General features: G+C 55.7%; 20 protein-coding genes, 2 tRNA genes and 2 pseudogenes. 15 read left to right on the forward strand and 9 right to left on the reverse strand.

Annotated elements, in window-relative coordinates; translation table 11 throughout:
• Positions 1-25 precede the first annotated feature (25 nt).
• Together ACP2AV_RS10920 and ACP2AV_RS10925 are read right to left on the reverse strand one after the other, a co-directional pair.
• Positions 26-1,081 carry an ABC transporter substrate-binding protein gene (locus ACP2AV_RS10920; RefSeq protein ID WP_426372755.1) on the reverse strand — a complete coding sequence of 352 codons (1,056 nt, stop codon included), beginning with the start codon at positions 1,079-1,081 and terminating at the stop codon, positions 26-28.
• 60 nt (positions 1,082-1,141) lie between these two features.
• Positions 1,142-2,233 carry an ABC transporter ATP-binding protein gene (locus tag ACP2AV_RS10925; RefSeq protein WP_426372756.1) on the reverse strand — a complete coding sequence of 364 codons (1,092 nt, stop codon included), beginning with the start codon at positions 2,231-2,233 and terminating at the stop codon, positions 1,142-1,144.
• A gap of 546 nt (positions 2,234-2,779) precedes the next feature.
• Here ACP2AV_RS10925 and ACP2AV_RS10930 point away from each other — a divergent pair.
• From ACP2AV_RS10930 to ACP2AV_RS10940, 3 genes are all read left to right on the forward strand, one after another.
• Entirely contained in the window at positions 2,780-3,475 is a 696-nt protein-coding gene (locus ACP2AV_RS10930) for a fumarylacetoacetate hydrolase family protein (RefSeq protein ID WP_426372757.1), read from the forward strand.
• Positions 3,476-3,541: 66 nt separating this feature from the next.
• A complete protein-coding gene (locus ACP2AV_RS10935) occupies positions 3,542-4,762 on the forward strand; it encodes an MFS transporter (RefSeq protein ID WP_426372758.1) in 1,221 nt (406 codons plus the stop codon).
• 349 nt (positions 4,763-5,111) lie between these two features.
• Positions 5,112-5,330, forward strand: a complete 219-nt coding sequence (locus ACP2AV_RS10940) for an Arm DNA-binding domain-containing protein (RefSeq protein WP_426372759.1) — start codon at positions 5,112-5,114, stop codon at positions 5,328-5,330.
• A 295-nt stretch (positions 5,331-5,625) separates the two neighbouring features.
• Here ACP2AV_RS10940 and ACP2AV_RS10945 read toward each other — a convergent pair whose 3' ends face one another.
• The 3 genes and pseudogenes from ACP2AV_RS10945 to ACP2AV_RS10955 form a co-directional block, all read right to left on the reverse strand.
• Positions 5,626-6,582 (reverse strand): hypothetical protein, encoded by a 957-nt coding sequence (locus ACP2AV_RS10945; RefSeq protein ID WP_426372760.1) that lies wholly within the window; start codon positions 6,580-6,582, stop codon positions 5,626-5,628.
• 83 nt (positions 6,583-6,665) lie between these two features.
• Positions 6,666-6,917, reverse strand: a pseudogene (locus ACP2AV_RS10950) (cupin domain-containing protein); the annotation flags it as partial.
• Positions 6,918-7,588: 671 nt separating this feature from the next.
• Positions 7,589-7,663, reverse strand: a tRNA-Thr gene (locus ACP2AV_RS10955).
• 176 nt (positions 7,664-7,839) lie between these two features.
• Here ACP2AV_RS10955 and ACP2AV_RS10960 point away from each other — a divergent pair.
• From ACP2AV_RS10960 to ACP2AV_RS11010, 11 genes and pseudogenes are all read left to right on the forward strand, one after another.
• A complete protein-coding gene (locus ACP2AV_RS10960) occupies positions 7,840-7,980 on the forward strand; it encodes a hypothetical protein (protein WP_426372761.1) in 141 nt (46 codons plus the stop codon).
• A 16-nt stretch (positions 7,981-7,996) separates the two neighbouring features.
• Complete coding sequence (gene murA / locus ACP2AV_RS10965) at positions 7,997-9,262, forward strand: UDP-N-acetylglucosamine 1-carboxyvinyltransferase (protein WP_426372762.1); 1,266 nt, start codon at positions 7,997-7,999, stop codon at positions 9,260-9,262.
• Complete coding sequence (locus ACP2AV_RS10970) at positions 9,259-9,738, forward strand: DUF2948 family protein (RefSeq protein WP_426372763.1); 480 nt, start codon at positions 9,259-9,261, stop codon at positions 9,736-9,738. Before murA ends, ACP2AV_RS10970 begins: the two co-directional genes overlap by 4 nt.
• Positions 9,739-9,837: 99 nt before the next feature.
• The gene (gene hisD, locus ACP2AV_RS10975) at positions 9,838-11,145 is read left to right on the forward strand and encodes a histidinol dehydrogenase (RefSeq protein WP_426372764.1); all 1,308 of its coding nucleotides are present in this window, start codon (positions 9,838-9,840) and stop codon (positions 11,143-11,145) included.
• 3 nt (positions 11,146-11,148) lie between these two features.
• Entirely contained in the window at positions 11,149-11,628 is a 480-nt protein-coding gene (locus ACP2AV_RS10980; RefSeq protein ID WP_426372766.1) for a UPF0262 family protein, read from the forward strand.
• A gap of 3 nt (positions 11,629-11,631) precedes the next feature.
• On the forward strand, positions 11,632-12,105 hold the full coding sequence (locus ACP2AV_RS10985; RefSeq protein WP_426372767.1) for a low molecular weight phosphatase family protein: 474 nt from the start codon (positions 11,632-11,634) through the stop codon (positions 12,103-12,105).
• A 117-nt stretch (positions 12,106-12,222) separates the two neighbouring features.
• Positions 12,223-12,441: a translation initiation factor IF-1 gene (gene infA / locus ACP2AV_RS10990; protein WP_011455993.1), complete on the forward strand. Its 219-nt coding sequence runs from the start codon at positions 12,223-12,225 to the stop codon at positions 12,439-12,441.
• Between the two features lie 14 nt (positions 12,442-12,455).
• Positions 12,456-13,034: a Maf family protein gene (locus ACP2AV_RS10995; RefSeq protein WP_426372768.1), complete on the forward strand. Its 579-nt coding sequence runs from the start codon at positions 12,456-12,458 to the stop codon at positions 13,032-13,034.
• Positions 13,031-14,068: a ribonuclease E/G gene (locus ACP2AV_RS11000; protein WP_426372769.1), complete on the forward strand. Its 1,038-nt coding sequence runs from the start codon at positions 13,031-13,033 to the stop codon at positions 14,066-14,068. The genes ACP2AV_RS10995 and ACP2AV_RS11000 overlap by 4 nt, the downstream gene beginning before the upstream one ends.
• A 3-nt stretch (positions 14,069-14,071) precedes the next feature.
• Positions 14,072-14,146, forward strand: a pseudogene (yacG, locus tag ACP2AV_RS11005) (DNA gyrase inhibitor YacG); the annotation flags it as partial.
• Between the two features lie 200 nt (positions 14,147-14,346).
• Positions 14,347-14,421: transfer RNA gene (locus ACP2AV_RS11010), tRNA-Phe, on the forward strand.
• A gap of 100 nt (positions 14,422-14,521) precedes the next feature.
• Here the strand turns inward: ACP2AV_RS11010 and ACP2AV_RS11015 are convergent.
• The 4 genes from ACP2AV_RS11015 to ACP2AV_RS11030 form a co-directional block, all read right to left on the reverse strand.
• The gene (locus ACP2AV_RS11015) at positions 14,522-16,444 is read right to left on the reverse strand and encodes an AAA family ATPase (RefSeq protein ID WP_426372770.1); all 1,923 of its coding nucleotides are present in this window, start codon (positions 16,442-16,444) and stop codon (positions 14,522-14,524) included.
• Positions 16,444-16,959: an ABC-three component system middle component 5 gene (locus ACP2AV_RS11020; protein ID WP_426372771.1), complete on the reverse strand. Its 516-nt coding sequence runs from the start codon at positions 16,957-16,959 to the stop codon at positions 16,444-16,446. Before ACP2AV_RS11020 ends, ACP2AV_RS11015 begins: the two co-directional genes overlap by 1 nt.
• Positions 16,952-18,154, reverse strand: coding sequence for an ABC-three component system protein (locus ACP2AV_RS11025; protein WP_426372772.1), 1,203 nt, complete (start codon positions 18,152-18,154; stop codon positions 16,952-16,954). Before ACP2AV_RS11025 ends, ACP2AV_RS11020 begins: the two co-directional genes overlap by 8 nt.
• A 71-nt stretch (positions 18,155-18,225) precedes the next feature.
• Positions 18,226-18,432, reverse strand: a complete 207-nt coding sequence (locus tag ACP2AV_RS11030) for a hypothetical protein (protein ID WP_426372773.1) — start codon at positions 18,430-18,432, stop codon at positions 18,226-18,228.
• A gap of 294 nt (positions 18,433-18,726) precedes the next feature.
• Between ACP2AV_RS11030 and ACP2AV_RS11035 the strand changes: the two genes are divergently transcribed.
• Positions 18,727-18,984 carry a hypothetical protein gene (locus tag ACP2AV_RS11035; protein WP_426372774.1) on the forward strand — a complete coding sequence of 86 codons (258 nt, stop codon included), beginning with the start codon at positions 18,727-18,729 and terminating at the stop codon, positions 18,982-18,984.
• The last annotated feature ends 210 nt before the right edge of the window (positions 18,985-19,194 follow it).

Consider the following 19,194-nt stretch of genomic DNA (forward strand, 5'->3'; position numbering starts at 1 on the left):
GGTCGGGGGCGCGGGCAGGGTCAGTTTACTGCAAGAGCCATTCGTTGAACTTCTCGCCCAGGCTTTCGCCGTAGTCGGCCCAGAAAATGCCGTCGGCTTTCAGCCCTTCGTCAAGGTGTGCGGTGGGCAGATCGCCCTTCACATCTTCAGGAACCAGCGCCATTGCCGATTTACGGGTGGGGCCGTATGCCACTTCGTACATGCCCGACAAGGGCTTGGTCTGGGTGGCGTAGGCCACGAATTCCATCGCCTTGTCCTTGTTCGCGGTGCCTTTCATGACGGACCAGACGTCCAGGTCATACACGTGGCTGTCCCAGACCATGGTGAACGGCGCGCCGTCTTCCTTGATTGCGGCATAAAAGCGCCCGTTGGCCGACTGCACGTATTGCGCGCCGCCATCGTTCAGAAGGACGGGGGCCTGCGACCAGCTGTCGTACCAGACGATATCATCCTTGATGGTGTCCAGCTTGGCAAAGGCGCGGGCCTGACCTTCTTCGGTGGCCAATACGTCATAGACGTCTTCCTTGGCCATACCGTCGGCGATGAGCGCCCATTCCATGTTCACCTGCGGGCGTTTGCGCAATCCGCGCTTGCCGGGGAACGCTTCGGCGTCAAAGAATTCGGCGATGGTCGAGGGGGCGTTTTCAGTCGTTTCGTTGTTATAGGCAAAGAGGACTGTCCAGACGATGTTGCCCACGCCGCATTCATTGGCCAGAGCGTCGGGGATGAAATCCTCGGTTGCGGGGGTGCCGTCGTCACCGGGTGGCAGCATCGACGTATCGATGACTTCCAGATACCCTTCCGAGCAGGCGCGTTCCAAGTCGATCACTTCGATGTCGACCGCATCCCACTGGATGTTTCCGGCTTCGACCTGCGCTTTCATTTCGGCCACGCCCCCGCCGTAGTCTTCGAACAGCACCGTGGTGTCGGTCTCGGCCATATAGGGGTCGATCATGTGTTTCTTTTGGGCAGCGCCGTAGGCACCGCCGAACGACGTTACGGTCAGGTTCTGGGCTTGCGCCAGACCAGCCGTCATGGCCAGCGCAGCGGCACCGGCCAACAGTTTGAAAGTTCTTTTCATAAGTACCTCCTTGTCATGCCGGGAAAACGGGGCCCCGGCTGCCCCTGTCATGCGCATCCCTCAGGCGGGGAAGGCAATGCAATCCGTAGTCAGCCAATTCAACTTTGCGTTCTGGCCTTGGGTAAAGGTCGGGGCCGACAGGTCGTTCAGGACCTTGACGACGATTTCGGTCTGGTCGGCCAGCCGGAAATAATAGCGGATAAAATCGCCGACGTAGATGCGGGTCACGTAGGTGACAGCGATGTCATTGTCGGAGGCGTGGGCGGTGGGGTGGATGAACAGCTTTTCGGGGCGGATCGATACCTTTGCCGCGCTGCCCTGCACCACACCGTCGCCTGCTTCTGCTGTGATCTGGCCGCCCGGGGTCGTGATGCGTGCGATCGCGCCGTCGATAGTGTCCACTGTGCCGGAGATAAAATTGTTTTCACCGATGAACTCGGCCACAAAGGCATTCGCCGGCTTTTCATATAGTTGCGCGGGGGGCGCCAGTTGCTGAACGACCCCATCGTTGAACACTGCAATACGCGACGACATCGACAGGGCTTCGGCCTGGTCGTGTGTGACATAGACGATTGTAAAGCCCAACTGTTCATGCAGGCGCGTGATCTCGTACTGCATCTGCTCGCGCAGCTTTTTGTCCAGCGCGCCCAGCGGTTCGTCCATCAAGATCAGCGACGGATCGAAGATCATCGCACGGGCCAGCGCGACGCGCTGTTTCTGGCCGCCCGAAAGTTGGCCGGGGTAGCGCGCGCCAAATGCACCAAGTTCGACCAGATCAAGGTATTCCGTGACGCGCGCCGTCCGATCCGCCTTTGGCATGCCGCGGACGGACAGGGGATAGGCCAGATTTTCGGCCACGGTCATGTGCGGGAACAGTGCGTAGTTCTGAAAGACCATGCCGATGTTGCGTTTGTAAGGTGCGGTCTTGTTGATCGACTTGCCCTTGATGCGAATGTCACCCGAGGTCACGCTTTCAAACCCCGCCAGCATCATGAGCACAGTCGTTTTACCCGACCCCGAGGGACCGAGCAGCGTGATGAATTCGCCCTCGGCCACGTCCATATCAAAGCCCTTCACGACCAGCGATTTCTGGTCATAGCTTTTCTTGACGTTGTCGAATTCCAGAAAGGCGTCCGCGCCAGGTGTCGCCATATGTGTTCGCCGTGCCCCCGCTGTGGTTTTCCGAAGGTCTTGGCGCTCTGCTCAAAAACCCACCGGTCGGTCAAAGGTTAAGCGCGAGTCTTCGCGGCATGCAAGGCGCCCTGGGACATAAACCTGCCCCGGACCTGGAAAACCTTTGCAGGTCTGCCTCTATTCTGGGCGTTTGCCGCCCCCCGTGCAGGCCTTTGATCGCCTCGGATTTACCCAGGCCGTGTTCGTCCGCCCGTGTGCTTTCGATCCGACGTTGTAAAACCCCGTTTGTCAGCTCTTTTACGGTCGCCACACGCAGCGCTCCGGTGGTTTCCGTCAAAGGACTATTGCTTGAACGTCATGATGACCGGTCGGCGCATGTGCCCGCCCATTTCATTGTCTGACTACTATCCTGCATTTTGCCACAGGGTCGGGCGCCGAGCGCGCGGTGAGTGGCCGGAAGAATGTGGATGCTTTTCGCTTTCGGTTTAAGAATTTGCACACTGTTGCCAAATTCCGGCGCAGCAGTTTTGATGGCAACTGGACGGGTCGAAAAGGACAAGCGCGATGGAATTTGTTTTTGAACCACCGCCACCCGCCAGCGTTGCAGTGCGCGATCAGCAGGCGCGTTTTCCGGTCCGCCGCATCTATTGCGTTGGCAGCAATTACGCGGATCATGCCCGCGAAATGGGGCGGGACCCCCAACGCGAACCGCCGTTCTTCTTTTCCAAACCCGCCGACGCTGTGATCGATGATGGGGCGGAAATACCTTATCCTGCGGCGACGAAGAATTTCCATTTTGAAGGCGAATTGGTGGTTGCCATTGGCTTGGCAGGCCACCGGATTCGGCAAGATCAGGCCTTGGATCATGTATGGGGTTATGCCGCAGGGAATGATCTGACCCGCCGTGATCTGCAACAATTGGCAAAAGATACCGCCCGCCCGTGGGATATGTCCAAAGGGTTTGATCAGTCGGCCGCAATTGGCCCGATCGCGCCGGTTTCGGAAATTGGACATGTCACCGGTGGCGCGATCCGCACACAGGTCAACGCGATCCCGCGACAGCAGAGCGATCTGGACCAAATGATTTGGCCCGTACCGGACATCATCGTGTTCTTGTCGAATCTTGTGTCATTGGCGCCGGGCGATCTGATCATGACCGGAACGCCCGATGGTGTTGGGCCGCTGGAGCCGGGGGATGTTGTCAGCGTTGCAATTGACGGTATAGGGTCAGTGACTACCAAAATCGCTCCGATGCGTTGACCGTGACGGCCAACTGGGCGACATGGCTAGCAGGTCCGCCGCCCCGGCCAAAAGGTTGCCACGCATATGACCACCACCCCAGATCAAAACGCAGCACCAAGTGCCCGGGCCTTCGCGTATCCGGGTTTCCGGCTGTTTTACGTTGGATCTGTTGCAGGTACGAACGCGGGTTGGATCTTGCGAATTCTGTTGTCATGGCTGGCTTGGGATTTGACGCGTTCGCCCAGTTTCGTGGGGCTCGTCGCCAGCGCCAGCCTGCTGCCGGTCGCATTTCTGGGGCCGATCTTTGGCGCCGTAACCGACCGGATGTCGATCAAGACAGCGTTCATGCGTGTTACCGCGGCGCTCTTGGTTGTGCCGGTCGCCATGTTGGTGCTGCTGGCCACGGGTGCGATGACCCCGACGGCGCTCCTGATTTTGGCAACGGTCTTTGGGTGCGGCATGGCGGCCTATCACCCGGCGCGCCAATCAATTGGGCCTCGGTTGGTGGACGCGCCAGCGATTGGCGCAGTCGTGGCTTTGTCGGCGGTCAATTTCAATCTGGGGCGGCTGTTGGCCCCTGCGATCGGGGGCATCTTGATTGCCGAAGTCGGGACGGTTCCAGTTGCGGTAATCGCTGTTGCCATGCTGGTGCCCAACGCGGTGATTGCGCCGTTCTTGCACCCGCGGTCCGGATCGGCGCGCCGCGAAGATTCTAGCCTGCGCGCAGATTTGGTCGAAGGTTTTACTGTGGTTTGGCAGCGTTGGCCGATCCGGCGCAGCCTGATGATCGCCGTGGCTTCGCTGGGTTTGATCCGTGGCGTTTCCGAAATCCTGCCGCTTGTCGCGGACGGACTGTTCGAACGCGGCGCTCAGGGTTTGGGTCTGCTCACCTCGACGGTCGGGGGCGGGGCATTGGTCGCGTCGCTTTTCCAGGTTGCGGCGGGCGCGGCGCTTGTGCGGCAGCGGTCGCTGCGCTTTGTGATCATCCTGATCGGTTTTGCCGGGACGCTGGGGCTGGTTTATTTACCGACATTCGAGATGGCGATGGCCGCCGCCGCCCTTATCGGGTTTTCGTCCACCTATGTGGGGGTGTCGCTACAGATCGGATTACAAGCACGCCTTGAAGATGATCTTCGCGGCCGTGTGATGTCGATCTGGATGCTGTCAAATACCGCCTCGACCGCGGCGCTTGCTTTCGTGATCAGTTGGTTGACCGAGGTGATTGGCATGCAAGTAGCGGTGCTTTTGTTTGTTCTGATCTGCACCGCCGCTGTCACCGCAATCTTTTTGACACGGACCGAATAGACCCGCGCTGATACAAGCGCAACCGGTCCAGGGTGGGCGCCGGTTTCCTTGATTCATTTGGCGCCGATCATGGGGCCGGATACCAGGGTGCAGGCGGCATCGTTCGCTAAACAGCCGCGAATGAAAATCACCATGCCCCGCCCGCGAACACAAGATCGGACTTGGTCGCGCAGGTTTTCGACTTTGCGGGGGGGGGGGGCTGGAGAGAATTGTACCTCTATATCTTGGGGCGCCACAGTATATCGGGAAGCGCCCTTTCTGCATATTCTAATGATATTGATTAATCTTCGGTGTTTCGCTGTATCCCGCGGCATACTATATGTTGAGGGTGGACTTTAAGGTGGACCGAATGACACGAGCATTGAACAAGCTATCAACCCAGACCGTGAAAGCGGCGGACGCAGGCAAGTACTCAGACGGCGGTGGGCTCTGGTTTGCCAAGTCAAAGGATGGCAACGCAAAGTGGTTCTTGCGGGTGGTTGTGCATGGGCGCCGGCGCGAGATGGGTTTGGGTGCCTATCCTGCCGTATCTCTGAGAGATGCGCGGGTAGCTCTGAAGGTCGGGTGACAGCACTTCTGGCTGACGGTAGACCCAAGCGTAGTTTTCTATCTCGCCTTCTTCGTCAGTAACTTACCAGCTCACGTCGGCATATCTTCATCATGCCAGGTCGGCTAAGACAAAGCGCCAGTTCCTGCATGTCGGTAACCTGAGCAGATCCCGCTGGGTCGATACACCTTCGCGGCAAGGTTTCTGAAACAACGGTAATAAATGGCCATATTTTCAATGATATAGGGCCAGTTAGCTCGCTTTCGATCCTCGGTTGCGGGCACGCTTTGATAAACCAATATCGTTTACCGAACTTTTATGCCGAAATCCGCTTGAGTTGCTTGGCCAAAGCCTCGTTTATTCTTGGGGTCGTCGGTACAAAGTCAATGATATCCGGCAGATCAAGCTGATCGGGTATCAAGCCGAGACTATCACAAAGTGCGTGATACTCATCGATAGCAGGTGTAAAATAGGATTTGTCGACCGTAATACGTCGAGAAAACGTTGATTGAAGTGTCAATGCGTGATGCGCGAAATCCTCGCTTGCATTGAATTTTATTTCACTGCGTGCATTGCTGACAAGCACTAGGGCTTTGGCGGGTATTTCGTAGAGAGCTCCGTCGTACTCCACAAACGAGCCACTTTTACCGCCATATATGTAATATGGAAGCCAGCCACCAGGGTTTGAAACTTTTTGATTCTGGAAGGGCTGAAGCTCAATGCTCAGAAAATTTCCAATTACTCCAGAGGCATCGCTCTTAAATAGGTCTTTTTGGTGCATACCGAGAATTTTATCATAACCGACGGTACGGAGGCGCTTGATTTCTTCGGATCGCTTTTTAACGTATTTCTGTAGTATCTTCGGATCCCAAATTGAAAACGTATCAAACTCTTTGAGTCTGCGCATTCTTCCGATATTTGACTTCAAATCGTGATAGTAATGTGAGATAAGCGCTTCTACCGGGTTCCGAACTGCTACGATAAACCAGACGTCTCGACCCTCAAGACATGCGGAAATGTTGTTTGCGATCGGGCGCCCGGATTCTAAGTAAACCGGCGAGCAATCCAGATAGAATTTATTTTCGGACGCCTTGGGAAACAATTTCAGGTATCGCGCAAGAGAACCGGTGTTCTGCGATGCGAAGAAATTCAGTTCCTTTCGGACAGGCACGTTAAAATATGCCGTGTCCCTGGAAAGGTTGTCATACAGAAAAGTTGTGCCTGCCTTCGCCAAGCCAGGAACGATCAGGTGTTTAGCTCTGGTTGACTGCATGCTTGATCCTTGTCTTTCTTTCCAGCGCCTTGGCCGTAGTCTGTTCCGCTGACGCCCGGAGTGAGTGCGTTGAACCGGGACTATTATTTTCGCGAATAGATATCTTTGTAGCGGATGATGTCATCTTCTTCGAGATAGCTGCCGGTCTGCACTTCTATCAACACCATAGGCACATTGCCAAGGTTTTCCATGCGGTGAACGGCTTCCAAGGGAATATAGATCGACTGGTTCTCGCTCAAGAGTTTGACCTCATCATCCACCGTCACCCTGGCGGTGTCGGCCACGACGATCCAATGTTCGGACCGGTGTTGATGGCTTTGCAGACTGAGCGCGGCGGAAACCCCAACGCAGTCGCTTGCGTCACCCCTATCGGCCAAGCCGTTCCAGAAGTTGGTTCACAAGGTCTGTCTTCAAGGCAATCGGATCCCTTTACGATAGAATCCAAGCCTATCTTACGAAACGGGGTTGTAAAATAAACGATCTCCCAAGATAGAGGGCCGAAGTTTCGGTCGTCCTGAATACGGGACTAAGGTGGGTACGTCTGGTTAACGTCAAAGAGCAGACTTGCATTTGTCGCGGAGTAGTGAATGTTCACGGTATGTCCCGGCACACGTCATCCAAGAAGCGAATGCCGGCACACGTCACCCAAGAAGCGAATGATTGATGATGCCTTCCCTGTGCGGGTGAAGGTCAAAATCCCTCCAGGGGCCTGGGCAATCTGATAGGTGTCATCCATGATTGGCTCAATGAAGACCTTGGCCGATCCCGCGTTTCCAACTTGCTCGTCCGCAGCATCCACTGCCAAGCTACTGCCTACTATTCTCGAAACCTCGAAGACGCACAGAGATTTCTGGACGCTTTCCCAGGCCTAGAACTTGCCGACGCAGTCGTGTTCTCAGGTATTGCGACAGCATCGAGACGAACACCTTAGGGTGAATCAAAGGGTGGTCTGGCGGGTGAGTTAGATAGCCAAGCTATTGTTATGTTTTATATATCTTTGATTGAGTGGTGCTGCTGGAGAGAATTGAACTCTCGACCTCTCCCTTACCAAGGGAGTGCTCTACCTCTGAGCTACAGCAGCATCGGTGGCGGGTGATTAGACGCAAACGTGCTGTGGTGCAAGGCCATTGATGAGGATTTTTCAGGGCAATTCTGCGCGGCCGGTTGATCGGCCTGCTGACGGTCGGTTCATTGGGCGCATGCAGAAGATCATCGTTGAAACTGGACGCTTCATCACCCCTGCGCTAAAGGGATTGCATGCAGGACAAATCGGAAAAATCGCGCACGCCGAAAGCCCCGAAGTCCCGAGAGGACCGGTTGAAGGCGGCGCTCAAGGCCAACATGGCCAAACGCAAGGCACAGACCCGCGCGCGTTCGACTGATACAAAAGACCAATAATCGAGAGGCAGAGTAAATGGATTCGATCGTGGTCACGGGCAATGGCCCGCTTCAGGGCGACATTCCCATTGCGGGGGCCAAGAACGCCTGTCTGGCTCTGATGCCGGCAACGTTGCTGTCCGAAGAACCGTTGACCCTGACCAACGCACCGCGCCTGTCCGACATCAAGACGATGAACACGCTTTTGGCGTCGCTCGGGGCTGAGATGGCCGTTTTGCAAGATGGTCTTGTCATTACCACCGCCAGCCACGGCGAAATCAACCCGGTTGCCGACTATGACATCGTGCGCAAGATGCGCGCCTCAAACCTTGTTCTTGGGCCGCTTCTGGCGCGTTTGGGCCATGCTGTGGTGTCATTGCCGGGGGGCTGCGCCATTGGCGCGCGGCCAATGGACATCCATATCGAGGCGCTCGAAGCGCTCGGGGCTGAGATCGAATTGAAAGACGGTTACCTGCATGCCAAGGCCCCGGGCGGGCTGAAAGGGGCGGTTCACAAGATGCGTTTCGCGTCGGTTGGGGCGACCGAGAACATGCTGATGGCGGCATCTCTGGCCAAAGGGACCACGGTGATCGAAAACGCCGCCCGCGAACCCGAAATCGTCGATCTGGCCCAATGTTTGCGCAAGATGGGCGCGCAGATCGACGGGGAAGGCACCAGCCGGATTGAAATTCAGGGCGTCGACAGGCTGCATGGGGCAACGCACCCGGTGGTGACGGACCGGATCGAACTGGGAACCTATATGCTGGCTCCGGCGATCTGCGGGGGCGAGGTCGAGTGCCTTGGGGGCCGACTGGAACTGGTTGAGAGCTTTGTCGAAAAATTGGACGCAGCCGGGGTGTCGGTTGAGCAAACTGACCGGGGACTGAAAGTGTCGCGCCGGAACGGGCGGATTCGCGCCGTCGATGTGGTCACCGAACCCTTTCCCGGCTTTCCGACCGACCTGCAGGCGCAGATGATGGCCCTGCTTTGCACAGCCGAAGGAACGTCGGTTCTTGAAGAAAAGATTTTCGAGAACAGATTTATGCATGCGCCCGAACTGACCCGGATGGGCGCCAATATCGAAGTACATGGTGGGCATGCCACCGTCCATGGGGTGGAACGATTGAAGGGTGCGCCGGTCATGGCCACGGACTTGCGCGCGTCGGTGTCGCTTATCCTTGCCGGGCTGGCAGCCGAAGGCGAAACTGTTGTCAATCGGGTCTACCATCTGGATCGCGGCTATGAGCATGTGGAAGCCAAGCTGCAAGCAGTTGGCGCGAAAATTGAACGGATCAAGGAATGAGCGAAGACGCACGCTTTGAAGACGGGGACGAGCACCCACTTGCGCTCAAGGCGCAGGACACCGAGGACCTGCAGGTGATCTCGGCCCTGGTGCAGGACGCGGTTCTGCCCGCCCCTGAGATGCGCTTTGATGCCCATGCGCGCCGTTTTGCGATGCTGATCAATCGGTTCCGTTGGGAAGATGCGGAAAAGGCGCAGCGTGTCGGGCGCCCTGTTGAACGGGTGCAGGCGGTCCTGGTCATCGATGACGTCTTGCATGTGTCTTCAAACGGGATCGACAAACGCGACCCGGACCTTGTGCTGTCGCTCTTGGCGGTCGGATTTGAGCCGGGCAAAGACGGGACGGGCCGCATCGAGGTGACCTTTGCGGGTGATGGGGCGATAGCGCTGGATGTCGAATGTATCAACGTAACGCTCAAGGATGTGACCCGGCCGTACAAGGCGCCGTCGCGCAAGGCGCCTTCACACGAGGTTTGAATTGGCGCCTTTCTGGCCGGCCAAGTAAATGCCTGGTGCTGCGCTGCAGCTATTGAGCGACCGGGGCGCTGCGGATATGCAAGGGTCAAGGAGTTCGCAATGCCCATCCACCTGACCACCATAGATCCCGATTTCGAAGCTCAGTTCGCCGCGCTCTTGACCATGAAGCGTGAAGACAGTCCGGATGTGGATGACGCGGTGCGCAAAATCATCGAAGACGTCCGCGCCTTCGGGGATGATGCGGTGATCCAACTGACAGCCAAGTTCGACCGTTTGGAGCTGACGCCCGAAACGATCCGTTTTTCTCAGGCCGAAATTGACGCAGAGTGCGCGTTGGTTTCGCCCGAAGATCGCGCCGCGCTAGAGTTGGCGGCAGAGCGTATCCGGGCCTATCACACGCGACAGGTCCCGACAGACGAACAGTGGACCGACCCGGATGGTGCAACGCTTGGATGGCGCTGGACGCCTGTTTCAGCGGCAGGGCTATACGTGCCTGGCGGGCTGGCGTCTTACCCGTCTTCGGTGCTGATGAACGCGATCCCTGCCAAGGTCGCCGGGGTCGAACGGTTGGCGGTGACGGTTCCGACGCCGGACGGGGTAGCGAACCCGCTTGTGCTGTTGGCCTGCCAGATCGCGGACGTAGACGAAATCTATCGCATCGGCGGTGCGCAAGCGATTGCCGCGCTGGCCTACGGGACCGAGACTATCGCGCCGGTCGACAAGATCACCGGGCCGGGCAACGCCTTTGTCGCCGCGGCGAAACGGCGGGTCTTCGGCAAGGTCGGCATCGACATGATCGCCGGCCCATCCGAGATCCTTGTCATCGCGGACAAGGACAACGATCCTGACTGGCTGGCGCTGGATCTGCTCAGCCAGGCCGAGCACGACGAAAGTGCGCAATCTATCCTGATCACTGACGATGCCGCCTTTGCTCGGGCCGTTGGCGAAGCAGTCGAGAAGCGGCTTGAAACGCTGGAACGTCGCGCGATCGCAGGCAAAAGCTGGGCCGAATTCGGTGCGGTGATCGTGGTGGGCGATTTGAACGAGGCCGCGGCATTGTCGGATCGGATCGCCCCCGAACACCTTGAGCTTTGCGTGGCCGACCCCGACGCACTGGCCGCGCGGGTCAAACATGCCGGTGCGATCTTTTTGGGTGGGTGGACGCCCGAGGCGATAGGTGACTACATCGGCGGGCCAAACCATGTGCTACCCACGGCGCGCTCGGCGCGGTTTTCGTCCGGGCTTTCCGTGATTGATTTCGTCAAGCGCACCACCTTGGCCAAGATGTCACCGCAAGCCCTGCGCGCCATTGGCCCGGCGGCCGAACGCTTGGCGCAGTCCGAAAGTTTGCAGGCGCATGGTTTGTCCGTGCGCGCGCGGCTTGACCGTTTGAACGAGGAGGCGTGAGACGTGTCCCGGATCAGTGAAATCACGATTGACGACAGTGGCTTGGCCCCGCCCACGCCCGAAATCGAACAAGAGCGCAAGGTCGCGATTTTCGACCTGCTTGAAGCGAACAACTTCGATCTGCCTGCCCGTGACGGACGCGCAGCGCCGGGCGGGCCGTACAAGCTGAACCTGTCGATTCGCGAACGGCGGCTGGTATTCGTATTGATGACGCAGAAAGACGATCATGCGGCCGAATTTCACCTGTCGCTCGGGCCGTTCCGCCAAGTGGTCAAAGACTATTTCCAGATCTGCGAGAGCTATTTTGATGCGGTGAAAAAGCTGCCTCCCAGCCAGATCGAGGCCATCGACATGGCGCGGCGCGGAATCCATGACGAAGGCGGCAGGGTGCTGATGGAGCGTCTTGAGGGAAAGGCCGAAATCGACATGGACACCGCAAGGCGCCTGTTTACGCTGATCTGCGTGCTGCACTGGGGGGGGTGAGCGATGGCAGGTGGCGCGCTTCCGGAATCCATTCTGTTCTGCTGCGACCACAATTCCGTTCGTTCACCCATGGCCGAAGGGCTGATGAAGAAGTTTTACGGCACACGCGCCTATGTTCAATCGGCCGGGGTGCATAGCGACCGCGAAATCGATGGGTTCACCATAGCCGTCTGCAATGAGATGGGCATAGATCTGGCCCGCCATCGTTCCCGGTCTTTCGACGACATGCAACAATGGGGCGATGACATGTCGTCTTACGATCTGGTCGTTGCGTTGACGCCGGCGTCGCAGCGACAGGTTCTTGAAATGACAAGATATTACCATCTGGATGTCGAGTACTGGCCAATCATTGATCCTTCGGGGATCGGTGAAACGCGCGACGAAAAACTCGTGGCTTACCGCAAGGCGCGCGACCAGCTGATCGAACGGCTGGTGTCCCGGTTCGGCCCCCCGATGGACGAAGAAGAAACTGTCTGACGTGGAAAAACGCGTCGAAACACTCTGAATGTATCAATTCCACCTTGAAAAATTGGGCAAGCGGGCGCATTTAACAGGCGCCCGTGTGTTAGGCGGGCGGAAAACTCAGGAGAGAACATGGCCAAGGAAGAAATGCTCGAATTTCCAGGCGTCGTGAAGGAACTCCTGCCGAATGCGACGTTTCGGGTCGAGCTGGAAAACGGCCATGAGATCATCGCACATACGGCAGGCAAGATGCGCAAGAACCGCATCCGCGTTCTGGCTGGCGACAAGGTACAGGTCGAAATGACCCCTTACGATCTGACCAAGGGTCGGATCAACTACCGCTTCAAATAAGCGCGCAGGTGTCTGTGCGCCTTATTCTTGGGTCGGGAAGTCCGCGCAGAAAGGAACTTTTGGCGCAAATCGGGCTGCAACCCGACGATATCCGTTCGCCCGATATAGATGAAACGCCACGGCCTGGGGAATTGCCCAGGCCATATTGCGTCCGCATGGCCCGCGAAAAGGCACAGGCCCTGGCTGTTGTACCGGGCGAACTTTTACTGTGCGCCGATACCACCGTCGCCGTGGGGCGTCGCATTTTGGGCAAGGCCGAAGACGCCGATGAAGCTGCAGCGTTCCTGCGGCTGTTGTCCGGAAGGCGCCATCGCGTGATCACGGCGGTTGCAGTGCGATCGAGTGACCAGATTTGGGAACGCGACGTGGTGACAGCTGTGCGGATGAAACGTCTGTCGGACGCCGAGATCGCAGCCTATGTCGACAGCGACGATTGGCGGGGCAAGGCCGGCGGCTATGGCATTCAGGGCCCTGCCGGCGCGTTTCTGCCTTGGATCGAAGGCAGTTTTTCTGCCGTTATGGGATTACCGGTGGCCGAAACCGCGACATTGTTGCAGGCCGCAGGCGTTGACGTGCTGGGGGCGTGGTCATGAAGGGTTCGGTCGTTGCGCTTGGACAAGTGAACGGACAACGTGTTGCCGCACGTTTCGTTGATGGACAGCTTGATGATTTGCTGGTGGATGCACCTGAAGGCGCGGCGCCGAGCCCTGGCGCGATCTTTCGCGCCAAAGTCGGGCGGCCAATGAAAGGGCAGGGCGGCATCATCTGTGACTTGGGGGGTGGTATGCGTGGATACCTTCGCGGGGCGAAGGCGGTGCGCACAGGCCAGTCCATCCTAGTACAGGTGACCGGGCACGCGGAAGGTGGCAAGGCGACTCCGGTCACGCCGCGGATACTGTTCAAGTCCCGCTATGCGATCGTGACGCCGGATGCCCCCGGTCTGAATATCAGCCGCGCCATCAAGGACGAGGAAGAACGCGTTCGCCTCAAGGAAATCGCCGTGGACATCTTGGCGGATTGCCCGTTCGGGCTTATCCTGCGCTCGGCCTGCGAGGGGGCGGACGAGGACGCAATAGCCGCGGATATCGAGGCGATGCGCTCCACCGCCGAGGCGGTCGTGGCCGATGCCGATGGCGTACCCGAATTGCTGCTTTCAGCGCCGGATGCACATGAACTGGCTTGGCGCGATTGGCCGCATCCCGACGTTATTGACGATTCGGCCAACGCGCTGAACGACCATGGGGTTCATGAAGCGCTCGACGCCACCTTGTCACCGCGCTGCGATCTTGATGGTGGGGCATTTGCCTGGATTGAACCGACACGCGCCTTGGTTGCAGTCGATGTCAACACCGGTCGTGATACTTCCCTTGCGGCGGGGCTCAAGGCAAATCTCGCGCTGGCCCGCGCCTTGCCGCGTTTGCTGCGTTGCAGGGGCCTTGGCGGCGCGATCACGCTGGATCTGGCGCCTATGCCCAAGAAGGATCGCAAGCAATTCGAGCATGTGGTGCGCGCTGCTTTCAAGGCCGATGGCATCGAAACGGCGCTGGCCGGATGGACCCCGCTGGGCCATTATGAACTGCAGCGCAAACGCGAGCGTCTTCCGCTGGCCGATATACTCACAAGGTGACCCATGCCCTGTCCAATATGTGGAAAACAAACTGACGCCAAAGTCCGGCCGTTCTGCTCACGCCGCTGCGCCGACGTTGATCTGGGTAAATGGCTCAAAGGGGCGTATGTGCTCGAGGGAAGTGGCGAAGACGACCCCGATGAGTTGGCCGACGCTTTCGCCGAAGAGGCTGACCAAGACACGTCGCGCCCCCATTGAATTTTTGCACAAAACAGGCTGGACACTGCCCGGCCATCCGTCTAATCAGTCGCAACCCGAAGGCAGCCGCCTTCACCCGTGCCCGGGTAGCTCAGGGGTAGAGCAGTGGATTGAAAATCCTCGTGTCGGTGGTTCGATTCCGCCCCCGGGCACCATTTTTACCAAGTAAATTCAAATGGTTAATGCAGTTACTAGTAAGCTAGTAATTTGTGGTCGTCGCGACTGGGTGCCAATTGGGTGCCGAGGCTCCAATTATCATGCACCCAAAGCACCACCCTGAATTTTAAGAGTTCTGTTTTGTTTGGAGTACGAAGGGCCGACGATATAATCTTCACGGGCCAAAGCTGGGTTTAGTGTCGAAGTAGTCATAATAATTTGATGCGGCGCGCTTTCTTGATCCATCAGGTCAGCTATCGCTTTCTGGAAGTTGCGAACACGGTCGCCTACCATTCCTTTGTCTTCGACGTTGTCCAACAATAGGAAACGCGGATACATCATTTGATGGTCTTTCAACGAAGCTAGCAACATACCTAGGAAAAGGCTGTTCTTCACCACGACCATGCCACTAGCGCTAGTGGTGATATTGGGGTCACCATTGATCGCAAACCAATCGTCTTCGAAGCTGAAGTCAAAGTTGTCCAACGCTTCGAAGTCATTATGCTCTTTGAGATCCTTTTCCAGAACCCGTTTAGTATCTGAGGCGATTTCGGTCTTTACAACGCGACGTCGCGTTTCGCGGGCAATCTCCAGCGCTTCTATAGCATTGCGAAGTTTTGTTACCTCAGCTGAGGCTAGCTCTTTCGCCTCTTTGAGATCAGTGATTTGCTTTCTGAGGTCGGAAAACTTGCTCAGCTCATCAAGTCGAGCGTCAATTTTTCCAAGTTCACGGCTCTTTTCAGAAACCAGCGCGGTTCTTCCATCTACGGAAGCGTTGCGAAGCTCATCAAACTGTTTCATTGCCCGTGTCATACGCGACTTTAGGCCTGTGGCAGATTTCTTGGCCGCTTCCAATTTTTCTACTCGTTTTCCCTGCAGTCGTTTACTCTCGACTATCTGACCGTCGATATCCATTCGGAGCTCAAACAGCTTGGTATCTTTTTCATCTCTGGGAAGCGCTTCTTTGCAAAGGTGGCAGTGTTTGTCGTCTGTATCCGTCAATGGCTGCAAGCAGGCTGGACACAGTTCAAACGGCACGTCACCAATGGCAGAGAACGTCACGGCTGTACGATCAAAATCTTTTAGCAACTGCGCGAGATGATTTAGGAATTGTTCACTATCCCTGATCTCAAACTCTAGCGCTGCAATCTCCCGTTCAGATGAAACCAGTGCGTCCCGATCTTTGCTTATTGCTTGATACAGTTTTCGCCGGTCATTCTCAGCATTTTTCGCGACTTTTGAACTGTCGATGTCATCTTCGTGCAGGGCGACTATTTCCTTTTGAAGCGCCTCCCTTCGGCCCGTCAAATTATTTGTTTCGCTTTCAAATGCTCCTTCAACGAAATTTTCACCCAAGTTGGATGTAGCTCGCATGAGATTGGTCAGCTTTGCCCCAAGTTCGGTCTCACTCTTTTTCTTCTCACGAAGTAAAATTCGCTTGGAGTACAGCTCATTGTTACCAATACCGCATAGAAGCTCCGAGACAGCTTCTCGGGTATCCCTTGGATCGAAGTCTTCACTTCGGAAAATCCGCTGAAACGGCGTTGATTGGTCCACGTACATCAGTCTTAAAATCTGATGCATTGTAATGTTCGAACCCTCGTCACCGGGAATTTCGGGGAGACCAAGCGCCTTGAACAATATTTGACTGAATGTTTGTGAGTGTTCATTGCGAGCGTAGGGAAACCGCTGCCAACCCTCGGCTGCACTCGTCAAACCATCTTCAAGTTTTCCGAAGTAAATTGACATCGGACGGTTGTTGTCTTTCGATACTTCGCGTTTGAGCGTTAGTATTGTCCCGTTTGTAGATATTTCTGCAAAAACAGTTTCGCAATACTGAGCATACTGCTTCCAGTCAGTTAGGTTTCCACCCAGAGCAAAGAAAATGAAATCCAATATCGTTGATTTTCCTGAGCCGTTAGTGCCGTGAATGATGTTCAAACCTGAGTGAAATTTCTCATCATAGGCTCGCTTCCCACTCTTCATAACCACCAGTTGGTTCAACTTTAGTATCGATGACATTACCTAAGTCGCCCTCCCATTTCCAAATTGGTTCTGCGAAATAGACCCATAGGGCCGTCGAGCGGAATGGCGTTTAGATCATTGGCGATGAACGCCAACTGCGCGGAATTTTCAGCCACGAAAGCTTGAATTGTTTGACTTAAGTCGCTGGGCATTCCCTTCTCGGACATCTGAAGCCTACTATCTTTGAAAGAGGGTGAAGAAAGTATATTTTTGGCCACCAATTGGTGCAACGCAGCACGCTGGAATACCTGAAGTTCACGGTACACGATCCGAATATCTGGGAGGTTTATAAAGCTGTCTTTCATCTTGGGGAGGTTTAGTTTTTGTAGTGACCCTCGAAGTTCCCCGAACCCTGTATATTGAATTTCGTGCAAGTACTCTGGAAACAACAAGAATGTGTCGAGCAGTGATGCACGAGAAACGGAAAGACGTCGTGGAGAGGCTGTGATCAAAGCCAACATCCTGAAGCAACAGTGATGCGGGTCTCGCATCGGGTGCCAAATTCTAATCATTTGTCTTGGCCCAATCGATGTGACAGTTCCCTGTCAGGTAAAAAATCGCACTGTGAATATCTGCGATATTGAACAAATCATTTGCTCCGACCTTAGCGCTTAAAGGCTCAAGTAGTTTTGCATGTATTGCGCTGTTGACTGTTATCTCGTCCTCGCCAGATCGAATTAGTGGGGCAACATGTATCCTAAAAAGGGTAAGTATTTCACTTAGGAACTGACGGTACTTTTTTCGGGCACTTGCCGAAATGGCATTTCTACGAACCAGTTTGTGTATGCGTTCTTTTTCAGCCTCAGCGTCGTCAATCTCACGATCACCTTTCCCCCCGATTTCCAGCTTTTCGGCCAACGTCAACCGATCCCCCTTTACGGTGGAGATGTAGTATTCCAAATCATCCAATGATGAATGATCCGAAGTATCTATAGAGGCCGCATCGAAAACCTCTTCGAGGAAATTGTTAATACTTAAAAAACCAAGTTGCTCTTTGTCATGAAACTTACAGATATCGACATGGTTAGCGTCAATTGGCACAGGATCACAGTTCGGAACACCCGGGTTTGCCGAGCCGGAGTCTACGATTGTCACCCCTTTGGTTGGCATCGTCTCGTACAATGCACATGTACTCACGCCCGAGGTCGGGGCTTTGCCTTGGTACCAACCGTGCAATTCTGTCAGGACAGCATTGGCACGCACCAGCTCTTTCGTTTGTCTCGAAGCAACACCCGGGATCAACGAGAGCAGTGTAGGGAGGGATGCCCCTGAGTGAGGGCTCGCAATGAAGGCGACACCCTTGCAGTTATCAAATACAGCTTTCTTTTGTGGCGTCGTTGAGCTTTCACAGGTTCTTAAAATGGCCTTTGCAATGACACCACCGAGGCTATGGCAAATGAACACAATAGGTCTTTGGCCAATTTTCTTTGCTCGCAAAAGCTCTGCTAAACTCGCGGCAACTGTAAATATTGAAAGATCGGGAGCATTGAGAAAAGTGCTGAACTTTGAGGTAGGATAATCCAACCCCCAAATTGCAACGCCGGGAAAGATCTCTGCCAGCCAAACGGGCCAAATCTCATCGTCTGTGCTAGAACTATTCTGCCAACATGTTTGGAATGCATCACCCAGCCCGTGAAGAAAAACGATATCAGCGGCTGGCAATGCATTCGGCGGTGTGTAAATTTCGTTTAGGTGAAAGCTCGACAAGTAGTACCTGCATGGGTTGAATTAATTGCGATCAACACTGCAGAATTACCACATTTTGTGCAAGTGCCTTGTTACTTCCCGTCACCTAGTATTTTCCGAGCTTCGACCTCGGCTCCACTGCCTTTCACCCACTGCCATGGCGTCCGTGGTTTTCGTGTCTTTGCCAGTTCGGGGTTGGCCTTCGCGTCACTGACAGCAGCACGCAGCTTTTCACGGGCCTCGCGTGGGTCGATCTTGAGTTCTTCGCAGAGGGTTTTCAGTGTGATGATGTCTGACATTTTGATCTCCTAGGTTTCTGATGCAGGTCGATAAGACGAGGTCTGCAGGCATGTCAGGGACAACCCCACAACAAATCCCTAGAGCATACGGCTTTAAGCGCGCGTGGCCGCGTTACATTGAGCCAGAGGGCGTTGTGGCCGTGACAAACGTCGTGTTACGACGAAAGCGCCGCTGACGCCAGTGCTGGCCCCTGTGCGCCGCGCAGACGCCCAGTCATCTAGGATTTACCCTGACGCCTATCACTGCTCGATCTTATTGCGCTGTTGCAACCGTAACCAGAAAAGGAGACCACAATGGTCATTCGGGCAACATGGAAATTCAACGGGCAGGAGAAGGTCATTCTTGGAAACTGGCACCGACTGTGGTGCCTGCTATTCGGTCCGCTTTACTATTTATTCAAGGGGATGTTCCTATGGTCGATCTTGTCGCTGATCACAGCCAACGGTCTGTGGATCGGCTTTCCCCTGTACAACCGCACCATCGTGCTGCGCCACTTCCACAAAAAGGGATGGGTTCAAAATGACGCCACGGACACTCTAGCCGATGAGTGAACCCACCCACGCGGCACCCAAATCAGCGATTGCAGATTGTCGTGAAAGCGGACCTATTGAAAAGACTCAGATATTTGGTTCCGCCCCACCTCAAACAGCCTGATCAATAGTCCGCGTGTCGGTCTCGGGCGCATCGGGCCAAGCTTGCCAAGGCAAAGGCAAAGGCAAAGGCAAAGGCAACAATTGACCACAGGGGAATGGGGGGAAGGT

The sequence above is a fragment of the Aliiroseovarius sp. PTFE2010 genome, assembly GCF_049943335.1.
Classification (GTDB): domain Bacteria; phylum Pseudomonadota; class Alphaproteobacteria; order Rhodobacterales; family Rhodobacteraceae; genus JBNFVY01.

Excerpts from the sequence above, each read along its gene's own strand:
- ACP2AV_RS10920 (WP_426372755.1), bottom strand. The coding sequence starts at position 1,081 with ATGAAAAGAACTTTCAAACTGTTGGCCGGTGCCGCTGCGCTGGCCATG.
- ACP2AV_RS10925 (WP_426372756.1), bottom strand. The coding sequence starts at position 2,233 with ATGGCGACACCTGGCGCGGACGCCTTTCTGGAATTCGACAACGTCAAG.
- ACP2AV_RS10930 (WP_426372757.1), top strand. The coding sequence starts at position 2,780 with ATGGAATTTGTTTTTGAACCACCGCCACCCGCCAGCGTTGCAGTGCGC.
- ACP2AV_RS10935 (WP_426372758.1), top strand. The coding sequence starts at position 3,542 with ATGACCACCACCCCAGATCAAAACGCAGCACCAAGTGCCCGGGCCTTC.
- ACP2AV_RS10940 (WP_426372759.1), top strand. The coding sequence starts at position 5,112 with ATGACACGAGCATTGAACAAGCTATCAACCCAGACCGTGAAAGCGGCG.
- ACP2AV_RS10945 (WP_426372760.1), bottom strand. The coding sequence starts at position 6,582 with ATGCAGTCAACCAGAGCTAAACACCTGATCGTTCCTGGCTTGGCGAAG.
- ACP2AV_RS10960 (WP_426372761.1), top strand. The coding sequence starts at position 7,840 with ATGCAGGACAAATCGGAAAAATCGCGCACGCCGAAAGCCCCGAAGTCC.
- murA (WP_426372762.1), top strand. The coding sequence starts at position 7,997 with ATGGATTCGATCGTGGTCACGGGCAATGGCCCGCTTCAGGGCGACATT.
- ACP2AV_RS10970 (WP_426372763.1), top strand. The coding sequence starts at position 9,259 with ATGAGCGAAGACGCACGCTTTGAAGACGGGGACGAGCACCCACTTGCG.
- hisD (WP_426372764.1), top strand. The coding sequence starts at position 9,838 with ATGCCCATCCACCTGACCACCATAGATCCCGATTTCGAAGCTCAGTTC.
- ACP2AV_RS10985 (WP_426372767.1), top strand. The coding sequence starts at position 11,632 with ATGGCAGGTGGCGCGCTTCCGGAATCCATTCTGTTCTGCTGCGACCAC.
- infA (WP_011455993.1), top strand. The coding sequence starts at position 12,223 with ATGGCCAAGGAAGAAATGCTCGAATTTCCAGGCGTCGTGAAGGAACTC.
- ACP2AV_RS11000 (WP_426372769.1), top strand. The coding sequence starts at position 13,031 with ATGAAGGGTTCGGTCGTTGCGCTTGGACAAGTGAACGGACAACGTGTT.
- ACP2AV_RS11015 (WP_426372770.1), bottom strand. The coding sequence starts at position 16,444 with ATGTCATCGATACTAAAGTTGAACCAACTGGTGGTTATGAAGAGTGGG.
- ACP2AV_RS11020 (WP_426372771.1), bottom strand. The coding sequence starts at position 16,959 with ATGATTAGAATTTGGCACCCGATGCGAGACCCGCATCACTGTTGCTTC.
- ACP2AV_RS11030 (WP_426372773.1), bottom strand. The coding sequence starts at position 18,432 with ATGTCAGACATCATCACACTGAAAACCCTCTGCGAAGAACTCAAGATC.
- ACP2AV_RS11035 (WP_426372774.1), top strand. The coding sequence starts at position 18,727 with ATGGTCATTCGGGCAACATGGAAATTCAACGGGCAGGAGAAGGTCATT.